The 12,363-nt window shown below is 59.3% G+C and carries 12 protein-coding genes; 3 read left to right on the top strand and 9 right to left on the bottom strand.

From position 1 onward, the window contains the following. The first annotated feature begins 95 nt into the window (after nt 1-95). The gene (locus tag NGJ21_RS19315) at nt 96-1,799 is read left to right on the top strand and encodes an amidase (RefSeq protein WP_204918245.1); all 1,704 of its coding nucleotides are present in this window, start codon (nt 96-98) and stop codon (nt 1,797-1,799) included. A 119-nt stretch (nt 1,800-1,918) separates the two neighbouring features. Here NGJ21_RS19315 and NGJ21_RS19310 read toward each other — a convergent pair whose 3' ends face one another. Beyond that, nucleotides 1,919-2,116 carry a methyl-accepting chemotaxis protein gene (locus NGJ21_RS19310; protein ID WP_251962518.1) on the bottom strand — a complete coding sequence of 66 codons (198 nt, stop codon included), beginning with the start codon at nt 2,114-2,116 and terminating at the stop codon, nt 1,919-1,921. A gap of 20 nt (nt 2,117-2,136) precedes the next feature. Between NGJ21_RS19310 and NGJ21_RS19305 the strand changes: the two genes are divergently transcribed. Continuing rightward, complete coding sequence (locus NGJ21_RS19305; RefSeq protein ID WP_251962517.1) at nt 2,137-2,517, top strand: pyrroline-5-carboxylate reductase dimerization domain-containing protein; 381 nt, start codon at nt 2,137-2,139, stop codon at nt 2,515-2,517. 26 nt (nt 2,518-2,543) lie between these two features. On the opposite strand, the gene NGJ21_RS19300 is transcribed toward NGJ21_RS19305, so the two are convergent. Beyond that, nucleotides 2,544-3,053 (bottom strand): ProQ/FinO family protein, encoded by a 510-nt coding sequence (locus NGJ21_RS19300; protein ID WP_174141856.1) that lies wholly within the window; start codon nt 3,051-3,053, stop codon nt 2,544-2,546. Nucleotides 3,054-3,158: 105 nt separating this feature from the next. Further along, nucleotides 3,159-4,541 carry an aminotransferase-like domain-containing protein gene (locus NGJ21_RS19295; RefSeq protein WP_119687281.1) on the bottom strand — a complete coding sequence of 461 codons (1,383 nt, stop codon included), beginning with the start codon at nt 4,539-4,541 and terminating at the stop codon, nt 3,159-3,161. Nucleotides 4,542-4,662: 121 nt separating this feature from the next. Here NGJ21_RS19295 and NGJ21_RS19290 point away from each other — a divergent pair, with 121 nt between their 5' ends. Beyond that, entirely contained in the window at nt 4,663-5,532 is an 870-nt protein-coding gene (locus tag NGJ21_RS19290) for a DMT family transporter (RefSeq protein WP_119687282.1), read from the top strand. Between the two features lie 21 nt (nt 5,533-5,553). Here the strand turns inward: NGJ21_RS19290 and NGJ21_RS19285 are convergent, their stop codons facing one another. The 6 genes from NGJ21_RS19285 to NGJ21_RS19260 form a co-directional block, all read right to left on the bottom strand. Then, a complete protein-coding gene (locus tag NGJ21_RS19285) occupies nt 5,554-6,009 on the bottom strand; it encodes a hypothetical protein (RefSeq protein WP_119687283.1) in 456 nt (151 codons plus the stop codon). A 473-nt stretch (nt 6,010-6,482) separates the two neighbouring features. Next, entirely contained in the window at nt 6,483-7,289 is an 807-nt protein-coding gene (locus NGJ21_RS19280) for a transporter (protein ID WP_115274478.1), read from the bottom strand. A 56-nt stretch (nt 7,290-7,345) separates the two neighbouring features. Continuing rightward, a complete protein-coding gene (locus NGJ21_RS19275) occupies nt 7,346-7,876 on the bottom strand; it encodes a hypothetical protein (protein WP_115274477.1) in 531 nt (176 codons plus the stop codon). Nucleotides 7,877-7,958: 82 nt separating this feature from the next. Beyond that, complete coding sequence (locus tag NGJ21_RS19270) at nt 7,959-8,627, bottom strand: DUF3313 domain-containing protein (RefSeq protein WP_115274476.1); 669 nt, start codon at nt 8,625-8,627, stop codon at nt 7,959-7,961. 46 nt (nt 8,628-8,673) lie between these two features. After that, the gene (locus NGJ21_RS19265; RefSeq protein ID WP_231386497.1) at nt 8,674-9,936 is read right to left on the bottom strand and encodes an OmpP1/FadL family transporter; all 1,263 of its coding nucleotides are present in this window, start codon (nt 9,934-9,936) and stop codon (nt 8,674-8,676) included. Between the two features lie 121 nt (nt 9,937-10,057). After that, entirely contained in the window at nt 10,058-11,980 is a 1,923-nt protein-coding gene (locus NGJ21_RS19260) for an alkyl/aryl-sulfatase (protein ID WP_115275519.1), read from the bottom strand. Nucleotides 11,981-12,363: the final 383 nt, after the last annotated feature.

Here is a 12,363-nt window from a genome sequence, read left to right as displayed (position 1 = left end):
AAAAACCATTTGCCCCTGCGCAAACCTGCTTCCGCCCAGCCCTTCTTGTACACTCCTCGCAAAAGCCCCCACCTGCACAAAATTTTGGTGAAAGCATGATCGAGGTAACCGAGGTTTCCATTGCCGAGCTGCGCGACGCGCTCGAAAAGGGCCGCACGACGGCGGTCGAGCTGGTCAAGGCCTACCTGGCGCGCATCGATGCCTACGATGGAGCCGATACCCCCACCGCGCTGAACGCGGTGGTAGTCCGCAATCCAGAGGCGCTCAAGGAGGCCGAGGCTTCCGACGCGCGCCGCGCCCGTGGCGAACTGCTCGGCCCGCTCGATGGCATCCCTTACACCGCCAAGGACAGCTACCTGGTCAAGGGCCTGACCGCTGCATCCGGCAGCCCGGCGTTCAAAGACCTGGTGGCCCAGCGCGACGCGTTCACCGTCGAGCGCCTGCGCGCCGGCGGCGCCATCTGCCTGGGCAAGACCAACATGCCGCCCATGGCCAACGGTGGCATGCAGCGCGGCGTCTACGGCCGTGCCGAAAGCCCGTACAACGCCGACTACCTGACCGCACCGTTCGCCTCCGGCTCATCCAACGGTGCCGGCACCGCCACCGCTGCCAGCTTCAGCGCCTTCGGCCTGGCCGAGGAAACCTGGTCCAGTGGCCGTGGCCCGGCCTCTAACAACGGCCTGTGCGCCTACACCCCATCGCGCGGGGTCATTTCGGTACGCGGCAACTGGCCGCTGACACCGACCATGGACGTGGTAGTGCCCTACGCCCGCACCATGGCCGACCTGCTGGAAGTGCTGGATGTGGTGGTTGCCGACGATGCCGACAAGCGTGGCGACCTCTGGCGCCTGCAACCTTGGGTGCCAATCCCGGCCGCCTCTTCGGTACGCCCGGCGTCCTACCTGGACCTGGCGGTTGACGCCAGCGCGCTCAAGGGCAAGCGTTTCGGCGTACCGCGCATGTACATCAACGCCGACCCCGAGGCCGGTACGTCCGAGAAACCTGGCATCGGTGGCCCGACCGGCCAGCGCATCAACACCCGAGCCACGGTCATCGACCTGTGGCAACAGGCACGCCAGGCCTTGGAAGCAGCGGGCGCTGAAGTGGTTGAAGTGGACTTCCCACTGGTCTCCAACTGCGAAGGCGATCGGCCCGGCGCACCGACCGTTTACAACCGCGGTATCGTCAGCAAGGCGTTCCTGCATGACGAGCTGTGGGAACTGTCCGGCTGGGGCTTCGACGACTTCCTGCGTGCCAACAACGACCCCAAGCTCAACCGCCTGGCCGATGTCGACGGCCCGCAAATCTTCCCCCACGACCCAGGCACCCTGCCCAACCGTGAGGACGATCTGGCTGCCGGCATGGACGAGTACGTCAACATGGCCAAACGCGGCCTGAAGCGCTGGGACCAGATCGAAACCCTGCCCGACGGCCTGCGCGGGCTGGAAAAGACCCGCAAGCTGGACCTGGAAGACTGGATGGACGCCCAAGGCCTCGATGCGGTGCTGTTCCCGACCGTGGCCGACGTTGGCCCGGCCGATGCCGACGTGAACCCGGCCTCGGCGGACATCGCATGGAGCAACGGCATCTGGGTAGCCAACGGCAACCTCGCCATCCGCCACCTGGGCGTACCGACCGTCACCGTGCCAATGGGCGTGATGGCTGACATCGGCATGCCGGTGGGGCTGACCTTCGCCGGGCGTGCCTACAGCGACAATGCGCTGTTGAGTTTTGCGGCAGCCTTCGAAGCGACCGGCTCACGCCGCATGATCCCGCCACGGACACCGGCGCTGGGGTGATGGTCGCCTGACAGGCCAATTTCTTGCGCACCCTTGAGATCGAGCGCCGCACAGGCGCTCGACTCGCGCAGCACCGCAAACCGCAGGTCAACATCCCAACGACCACACAAGCCTCTGGACTATTTCTCGATACAGAAGCTCGCCACCAATCGACGCAACTCCCCCGAACGCCCATCCAGCTTTTCACACACTCCCAACGTCTGCTCTTGGCCCGCCTGCACATGCTGATTGAGCGTGACGATTTCGCCCACTTCCCGACCGATCGACTCAACCACCGCACGTTGCTGATCCGTGGCGGCAGCGACGGACTGGTTCATGTCAAAACCTGCGCGAGTGGGTGACTCGGCTGTTCGAAGCGGTCGGCAGCGCAAGTTGGGTGGAGCACGAGGGCCTGCTGGATACCGTGACGGCGTTGCCCGGCAGCGGCCCTGCCTACTACCACCTGTTCAGCGAAGCCCTCTCCGCCGCAGGTGTAGCGTTGGGCCTGAGCCCGGAACTGGCAAGGCCCCTGGCAGCGCAGACAGCGCTGGGTGCCGCGACGCTGCAAACCCAGCCAGGCACAGACTTTGTAGAGTTGCGCACCGCAGTCACCTCGCCCAATGGCACCACGGCGGCGGCGATCGCCTCGTTTGAACACAATGACGGCTTGCGTCGGCTGGTCGACGCTGCCATGCAGGCCGCACATTCCCCTTCACAAGCACTCTCACGCGAGTCCTGAAAGCCCTGGGCAGAGCCCGACCGGCCTCAGTCGGTAACCTGCTCCGCTGTGCTATCGGCGGTAGAGGCCGGGGCACTCGCTTCTGACTTCACACGCTTGCGTCGGCCCTGGCTACGTTGGCGCGAAGCTTGTTGCTTGGCATGCAGCGCCTGAGCGGCGGTCACAATGCCAGACGGTTGCCCATTCAAGTCCAGGCGCGGCGCATTCTCCACCATGGCTGCCCAGTATCGAGCTCCCTTGCACCAGGTAGAAATACCCAGCTTGAGCTGTTCGCGGGTCAAGCCGAGCAGTTCGAGGTGCTGCTCGGCATCCTTGAAAATACCCTCCTTGAGCGGCACCTTGGGCGCCGGATTGACGGGGAAGGCCAAGGGAAAATGCTTCTGCAAGGGCCAGATCGCTTGCACTGCCGGATCAAGGTCGCGAGGCTTCGCCTGCGGGGAAGGCTTACGCTTGGGGTGTTTCCCACCCTCAGCCTTTACCTGCTCTTTTTCCGACCGGAGACGGTCACGTAGCTCTGCTAGTTGTTCAAAACCCATCGTTCAATTCACTGCTTCGAAGTTGATTGCGTGGCGTAAGGATATGCCATGCACGCCTTGAAAGCAGCTAGAACAGGATGAGTCGCCGCTGGATCGGTCCCGAGACTATGCATTCAGAGCCCGTTTCAACACTTCGTAGATCTTGCTGTCGCCAGATTGAGCGACGTTGAAACGCAGAAAATCTCCCGCAGTCATGGACTGGCTGAAAGCATTTCCGGGCGCGAGCACCACTGCGTCCTTCAAACAAGCTCTGGCCAGCGTCGCTGCATCCTTACCCTGAGGGAGTTGGCACCACACGTACATGCCTGCCTGGGGAACCATCCAAGGCTTGATACCAATCGCCTGAAGCCTCGCTACTGTTTTGCCCATTTCCTGGGCTAACCTGAAGCGGACACCTTCCATGTGCTTTCGGTACCCGCTATCGGTAATGGCTTGATGAACGATGTCCGCAGCCATGCGCCCACCCCCGAATGTGGTCGCAATCTTGAGGTCGACCAGGCTCTCGATCCACTCCCTGCGCGAAGCGATGTAGCCGCATCTGATTGAAGCGGAGATGGTCTTGGAAAAACTACCGATCTGGATCACACGAGCGAGGCCATCGAAGGCAGACAGTCGTGGCGCGGGGGTATTCTCGAAATCGCCGAAGATGTCGTCCTCGACAATTACCAGGCTGGAGGTGTCGGCCAGCTTTAGCAGCCTGTGTGCTGTGACTGGTGACAAGGTGGCCCCGGTCGGGTTGTGGATGCCGGAGTTCGTTATGTACAACCGCGGCGCGTGCTCGCGCAGGGCAGCGCCGAACGCCTCGATGTCTGGACCCGTTGCGGTGTAGGGGACTCCGACGATGTTCACCCTATGTGCTTTGAGTAATGCGTGAAAATTGAAATAACAGGGATCGTCGACCAGGACAGTGTCACCCGGTTGCAGCAGAAAACGGCAGATCAGGTCGATAGCATGAGTGCCGGACTCAGTGAGCATGATCTGTTCCAGAGGGGCTTCGATACCAACGCCTGCCAGTCGTCGCGACAAGAATTGCCTGAGAGGCGGATGCCCAAGCGGTGAAGCGTACTCAGTCAATTTCGACGTGTCAGAACGCGCAACCATTCGAAGAGCTTTACGCAAGCCTGCTTCGTACAGCCAGGATGCGGGCAGCCACCCGCATCCTGGTTTCAACGCATCACTGGAAGTTTCCAGCGACTGGCGCGAGATCCACAGCGGGTCGACATCACGATCAAGTTTGGGGCCGAGCTCGGTCAGTGCCAATGGCGCAACTGGCCCAGCTACGTAAAAACCGGAGCCAGGGCGAGCGCTAAGTACACCTTCTGCGGTTAACCGTTCATAAGCCTCCAAGACGGTAGAAACCGATACTTGCATGCTCTGAGCCATTGCGCGAACTGAAGGAATTCTCGCACCTGGTGTGTAGCTTCGAGAGGCTATCCTGGCCTGGACCTCCCCCATCACAGCTCGAATTCGCGTTCCGTCCCGTTTCATCGCACCCCCAACTGTGCTGGATTCATATGCATAACAGTTCGGTTGAATTGTAGTGGAGTGTACATGGCCTTGGTGAGCCCGTCAGTGATGTACTGAGCCCTGGCTTATCGAGGACGCACCGATGGAAAAAACAACAAGCGGGTGGATAAACGGCTTTATAGGCGTCGCCATCTTTGCCGGCTCGTTGCCGGCCACCCGCGTGGCAGTGACGGCCTTCGAGCCTACGTTTCTGACCTGTGCCAGGGCAACCATTGCCGCGCTGTTGGGTGCGCTGTTCTTGATCGTGCTACGCCAGCCGCGACCCAAGCGCGGTGACCTGTCGTCACTGGCTGTAACAGCGCTTGGCGTCGTTATCGGTTTTCCGCTGCTGACGGCACTGGCCCTACAGCACGTCACTTCTGCCCATTCCATCGTTTTTGTCGGGCTGCTGCCATTGTGTACCGCAGGGTTCGCCGTTCTGCGCGGCGGCGAGCGACCTGGGCCACTGTTCTGGTTGTTCTCGTTGTTCGGTGCTGGGCTAGTCGTTGGCTATGCGTTGATGAATGGAGGAGATGCGTCGGCGCTAGGAGACCTGCTGATGATGGCTGCGGTAGTTGTTTGTGGGTTGGGCTATGCGGAAGGGGCGCGTCTGTCACGGACTCTCGGAGGGTGGCAGGTGATCAGTTGGGCATTGCTGGTAGCGTTGCCGTTCATGCTGCTGCTGACTATCGTCAATCTCCCAGCACCCGATGCCTTCGCCCGAGTTAGCGCCCCTGCGTGGTTCAGCTTCGCCTACGTGTCACTGTTCAGCATGCTGATCGGGTTTGTGTTCTGGTACAAAGGGCTCGTTCAGGGCGGCATTGCGGCAGTGGGCCAACTGCAACTCTTTCAGCCGTTCATGGGGCTTGGACTGGCCGCGTTGCTTCTGCACGAGCAAGTCAGCTGGGTGATGCTCGTCGTAACGCTGGGTGCTGTCATCTGTGTTGCCGGGGCAAAGAGATACGCCCAGTAGTAGTGTGGGAGCGATCAACCTCTATCGAAACTGCTGTGAAGCGCTGGCGATACGCTGGTACTTACGCAGCTGCCGGTTGACGCTGCGGATATCCAGAAAGAATATCTCTGCGCTGCGCCATAGCAGCATCCAAGCGGTGACGGTAACGACTCCCACGGGGATGGTGCCTTCAATGCCCAGCGCCGTGCCTGCGAGCACCAAGGCTAGCGCCAAGCCCAGGAGTGTCAGCGCTACCAGCCGCTGCGTGCGGATATCCCCTCTGAGCTGTTCGCTCTTTTGTGCAAAGGTATTTCTGATGGCTTGCTGCAGGCGTTCTCGCTCCTCTTCCGGGCAGCGGATCTGCAGACTCAGCGCTGGGTGATACCAGGCGCTATCTGACAGGTATTCCACCAGCTCGGGGCTTAGCTTGGGATTGTCCGGCGAGGCAAATGGATTGAGGTAATCCGGGGTGATCGTCAGATCGATGTTTTTAGTCATGACGAACCTCTAGCTGGTTGAGTTGTGTCATCACGCTCTGCGGGGTGGACAGTTGTCAGCTGGCGGCGCATACGCGGATGCCTCTGCGTGCGACCGTAAGTAAGCCAGCGAAATCGCCCCGATTGAATCGATCGACAGGTCGTTAGCCGCTCTCCATCAACCGTAGCACTGGATCGGGAGAGGCCATCCACTACCGGCCGCTTTCGACGCAAAGCAGACAGCGATCCCAAGCTCTGTGGTCAGTTCCGGCCTCATCGCCGGCAAGCCGGCTCCCACTGGAATATCTCCAGCCTTGAGGCATGCGCTGTACGTGTGGGAGCCGCGCTTGCCGGCGATGGGCCGCGAAGCGGCCCCGGTTACAGATGTCTGCTTCGGGCCGAAAGCGGGCGGTCACGACTGGCAGCTGGCCATAGAGGACGCACCTGTGCTGATTGGGGAGCTTGAGGAAAAGCAAAGCAGTGCGTGCTTCAGGATCAGCGCGGGAACAGCAGCGTCACAGCAAAGCGAAAGCCCCAACCTTCCGGGCCATTATCCGGTGAATCGAGCCAGTAACGTGGCCCGGCTTGGAGGGTGATGGGGTGGCCACCAACTTTCAGTAACTGGGTTACCGTCAGGTTGACCGGAATGGCCCATTCTTTGGATTGCCAGTCGTAGGTCGATTCACTGTTGATGCCAAATGTGGTCAACGAGCTGTTCGTGTATGAAAGAAACGGCTGCATGAAGGTCTGGTTTACCTTCTCCTTACCATCTGCGGGGCTGCCCTCTAGCCCCCAGATATGGTTAGCCAGTATCCCGTGCGTCCAACCGTTGGCTTGCTTCAAGGCTACCGCAGTTGGTCCGAGCCCCCATTGTTCACTGCTCAGCACGTCGTTGCTGCCCGTTGGTATCAATAGCGCCGGGCCTGCGCCGAGTATCCAGCCACTGGCAGTGGGTTGTTTCGGTGAGAAGAAAAAACTCTGGGTGACATCGCCTACGCCAGAGGTGTCCGCCGCGCCACCCAGGCCGTGCTGGTCGACGACTGGCAGGATAGTCCTGGAGATCAGGTTCCAGTCATCATTCAAGCTGAAAGGCAGAACGGGCTGGATGTTGGTCAGGCTGCGCTTGCCATCGCCGTCGGGGCCCATTTTCTGGTCCCAATTATATTGCACCGGCAAGCTGTACATGGCCGCAACCGGGTTCAGCGCTTTCTTGGCAAGCTCTGCCGAGTCCTCTGCTTGCCCTTGCCCGGTGTGCCCCAGCAACGCAAGTGCGTAAAGCGGGTAGCATTTCCTTTTCAACATTGTATCTCCCGTCAACTGAAAGCCACGTCGTTTTGAGCGGCCCGGGTTTTCGGCGATCAAGCGTGATTCGACATCTCGGTCTGCTTTGGCGGCAGCGGGCCAATGAACATTTGCTTTAAGCGCTTGCGGCCAATGACGCGTGCCAGTTCCGCGATGACGCAATACATGAATATCAATGTGATCAGTAAGATCTGAACTGCCCAGAAACGAGGCCAGTTCATCGATGACCATAACAGCGCATTCGCATCGAGCAGGCCGGGCGCCTCTTTCCAGTAGTCATACAGACGCTCCAAGTAATGAACGATCAGTGCGACCAAGGCATACATGAGTGTTTTCCAGGTGACGTTCCAGATCAGCGGCTTGTCGGGAAACCGATTGATGAAGGGCAGCATATCGGCAACCAGAACAGACTTGCCCAATATGAGAGCGGCGATCAGTACCGACGCTGAGACAGGCAGCTCCACCCCTGACCCTTTGATCATGAGCGCGCGGATCAGGGCAACGATGTGCAGAATCACGAAGAAAAACACGGTGGGAGGAAGCACTTTCAGGAATTCATGTTTAATTTTGAGCATGACCGTATTCATCGGGGCATCCTTAGGCCATCAAATCTCGGCATCAAATTCCGGTTCCCCCTGGCGCACATCCACGGCAGGGGGAACCTGGGGGCTACTTCTTCAGGGCCTGGAATGAACTGACCATGTCCCTGGCCCAGCCATCGAGCACGGCGCGGGCGTCCGAGGCCTGCATGATTTGCGAGGAATTGTCCAGTTCAGCGCCTGCACCTTTGCGCACCACTGCGGCCACCACCTCATTGGTACTCCCGTCAAGGAATGCAGCTTCGGTAGCCACGCTGGTGTCTTGGTCGCGAATACCCGTGGCCGTACTGATGCCGGCTGCCACAAGCGCGATTGGGATCACCTCATACGGGCGCAGCCCCTTGGTTTTGGCACTCACCCCAGTGATCGCCGGGCGCACCACCAGTACACCTGGCCCGGGGCTCGTAGCAAGCGGCAGGACCTTGGAAAACTGGTTTTTCAACGACTGATCGTAATACTGGGTTATGCCTTGCAAGGTTTGCTGCGGAATCTTCGCGGTTGGTTGCGGCTTGGGGTAAAACTGGCTGGGTTCGACATACACGCTGGTAAATTGGTTGGCATCAATGCCAGGCTTGATCCAGCGCGTAACCTTCGCGCCCGAAGGCGATTCATCCTCCTTGAGCTTGCTGTAGTCCTTCAGAAACCCGGAGTATTCGTCGGGCTCAACGTATTTGCTCGCACAACCATGCAGTAAAAGCGATGTGAGACACACCGTTGCAATAAGCGCCTTACTTTTCATGCAACTTCTCCTTCCACGTATAAGCATTGTCCAAGGATCAAAACCTTCAGAATCGCCAAGTCGCACCGCCACCGATGATGTGCAAGGCGGCGTTATCGAAAGTACCTGACAACGTGTCGCCGGAGCGTGCCTTGGTCTGCTCCACGTCCATGTCGCCGAGCCAGACCAATGTGTAAGCCAGATGCAGGTCCAATCCTTCTTCCACCTGATAGTTCACCCCGGTTGCGAAGCGCCACGCCTCCCCCATCGGGTTGTCCACGGTGCGATCCTTGTCATCCACGGCCGAACTGTCATACCCCACCCCAAAACTCCAGCGCAGCTGGCGGGTCGCCTGATACTGGGCACCCACCGAGGCGTGCCAGGTGTCCTTGTACTTGCGATCGACCGTGCGGCTAACCCCGGCGGCATTGGCATCCACCTCTACCCCGATGTCACCGAACTCGCTCCAGTCCTGCCAACCCAGGCTTCCCAGCAATGTCCACTGCTCGTCCAGCTGGTGGGCCACGCTGAATGTCGCGGTCTGCGGCACGTTCATGTCCAGTTCCAGCGTGTCCACCGCCAGGCGGTTGAGTGCGGCATTGATGAGGGGGTTGTTGATATCGCTGACATGTGGACTGTCCTCGAACTCCAGCTTCACCTTGCTGGTGTAGGCCAGGCCAATCCGTGTGCGGGGGGCGAGCTGGTAGAGCAGGCCCAGGTTCACGCCAATGCCGAAGTCAGTGTCCTTGTATTCGAGCTGGCCATCGGGGCGCTCGACCAACCCGAGCAGGCTGTTGTTGATGGCCACCTCGGTGCGGTAATAGCCGAGCATCATGCGTGGGCCGATGCCGACGGTAAGGTCATCGGTGAACTTGTACGCAAAGGTGGGTTGGAACGAGACGCCAATCACCGCCGATTCCTGGGTGAAGTAGCGCCCGGCCCAGTCATCGTCGTAGTCCAGCGCCAAGCCGAAGTTACCGTACATGCCGAACCCGATGGCTGAGCGGTCATCGAGCTGGTGGCTGATGAACAAGCTGGCGCCCGGCAGGTATTGCAGAGCGTTACCGCCCTCGTTGCCATCGAACTGGTTGCTGCTGTCACGTGAATAGCGCAGGTCGCCGAGGATAACCTGGGCATTGGCGCTGATCTGCGTGCCAGGCAGCAGGGCGATGCCTGCGGGGTTGGACATCAACACGCTGGGGTCGGTGGCGAGCGCAGCCGAGCCAGCATTGGCCAGGCCGTTACTTTCCTGGCCGGCTTCATAAATGAAGATGCCTCCGGCAGACACGTTGGTGCTGTGAGCAAACAACAGAATAAGCGTTGCAGGCATCCACCATTTGGTGTGATCCATACGATTCGTCGTGGTCATAGTCCCTGACTCCTCACTTTGAAAAGAGCAGGACACCGATGGCTCGATGTCCTGCTTGACGCAACCTGCGCCAAGGGAGCAATCAAGGTGTAACGATCGGGAACCAGAAGTCGAAGTTGTCCATGTAGCTCATCAGCTCCTCAAGCTTGCCTTCGGCACCCTCGACTTTGACGTCACCTGCGCCCACCGCGTCCTTGAGCGTGGTTTCCTTGAGCATCAGTTTGTTCAAGGTGTCGCGCGTCAGGCTGACCGTGGCGTCGGCGTTCTCGGCTTGCGAGCCTTCGGTGTGGTTGAGCACGCCATTGACCATTTCCACCAGGTATTTCTGCTTAAGGTCGGTGAAGTCGAAGTTAAGGGTAATGTGCTTGTCTTCGACCTCCGGCCCTTTCAGGCGCATGGCCAGGTAGTCGAAGAACAGGTCAAGGTCCATCGCCCGGACCGTATCGGGGCTGGCCGTGTCTGGCGTCGGCAACTGTTTCACGCCATCGCGCAATTCCTTGGCGCCGGTGAGGTAGAAGTTGCGCCATGGTCCACTTTCAGCCTGGTAACCCAACTGCTCGAGTGTGTCGGCTTGCAGGTTTTTCGCTGCCTGGTTGTTGGGGTCGGCGAAGACCACTTTGTTGACCACCTCGGCTACCCAGCGGTAGTCACCCTTGTCGTAGTACTCCTTGGCCTTCTTCAGCACCGCGTCGGCGCCGCCCATCATCTCGACGTAGCGCTTGGACGATTCTTCAGGCGGCAATTCATGCAGCGTCGCCGGGTTGCCGATGAACCAGCCCATGTACAGCACATAGGTGGCCTTGACGTTGTGGTTCAAAGCCCCGTAATACCCACGGTTGGAGAAGCGCGAAGCGATCGATTTCGGCAGCTTCACCTGCTCGGCAATCTCGGTCATGGTCAGGCCCTTGTTGGCCAAGCGCAGCGTTTCATCGTTGATGTAGCGGTACATGTCCCTCTGCGACGACAGTTGCTCCTTGACCTCCTTGTTGCCCCACACCGGCCAATGGTGCATGGCATACATGACCTGGACGTCTTTGCCCCACATCTTCAGCGCTTGGTTGAGGTACTTGGACCACGGCAACGGCTCGCGAATTTTTGCTCCGCGCAGCGAATAGGTGTTGTGCATGGTATGGGTGGAGTCTTCGGCCGTGTTGAGGGCTTTTTTCTCGTGGATGTAATAGAGCATCTCGGCTGGCGCCTCGCTGCCCGGCGCGTAGAGAAACTCGTAGGTCAGCCCATCGATCGTGCGCTTCTCGCCGGTTTTCTCGATGATGTCGGTCGGCGGGATCAGGGTGACCGTGCCGGCAGAAGTCGTGGTGCCCAACCCTGCGCCCAGTTGGCCCGTTTCGTTCGGCGGCAGCAGGTTGCCGTACATGTAACTGGCCCGGCGGCTCATGGCGGTGCCGGCCATCACGTTCTCGGCAACGGCGTGCTCCAGGAAGCCTTTGGGGGCATAGACCTTGACCTTGCCTGCCTTGACATCCTTCTCGTCGATCACACCACGAACACCGCCGTAATGGTCGACGTGACTGTGCGTGTAAATCACTGCGACCACGGGTTTCTTCGGCCGATGCTGATAGTAAAGGTCGAGTGCGGCCTTGGCAGTTTCCGCCGAAATCAACGGATCAAAGATGGTGATGCCTTCCTTGCCCTCGACGATGGTCATGTTCGACAAGTCGTAGTTGCGTACCTGATAGATGCCATCGGTGACTTCGAACAGGCCGGAAATATTGATCAGCTGTGACTGCCGCCAGAGGCTGGGGTTGGTGGAAGCGGGTGCGGCCTCGCCTTCCTTGATGAAGTTGTACTTGGCCGGGTCCCAGATCAGGTTGCCCGAGGCGCCCTTGATCGGCTCTTTCGGAAGCGGGGCGATAAACCCTTTATGGGCCAGTTCGAAGGAGGTCTTGTCATTGAACGGCAACTCTTTGAGCAACGCATCGTTGGCTTCTTTGGTTGCTGCTGTTGCGGGTTTCGCTTTCTCTTCGGCCCACGTCTGTGATGCCATCGTGATGGCGGTGGCTAAAAAGAAGGTAGAGCTAAGCTTCCAGATTCTGCCCACCGAGGCAGTGCGGCCTTGGTTTCTGAACGTTTTTACGAACACAGTCATTGCCAGCTCCTTTTGACCAATGCGCTGTACCGATTCGGCAACTACCAGCCAGGATTTCATGTCGCTTAGAGAGAGTAGACGCGGATGAGAAGTTTTCCTCTTGACTCCAGTTAAAATATTGAAATCAACAGCCTGACAAGCCTCGATGGGCTACTTGCACTTGGGCACCTGTTTTCCATGCCCGGCATGTTGCTGGGCGCAGGCATGTCTGCATGGCTATTGGAGTAACGCATGAGCGCGACCTTACCAAGGCTTGTTGCAGGCATTGCATTTCTGGGAGC

It is taken from the genome of Pseudomonas sp. Marseille-Q5299 (assembly GCF_943737035.1).
GTDB lineage: Bacteria > Pseudomonadota > Gammaproteobacteria > Pseudomonadales > Pseudomonadaceae > Aquipseudomonas > Aquipseudomonas putida_E.
The sequence above is the reverse complement of the archived record's forward strand: the minus strand, read 5'-3'. Positions and strand labels throughout refer to the sequence as shown.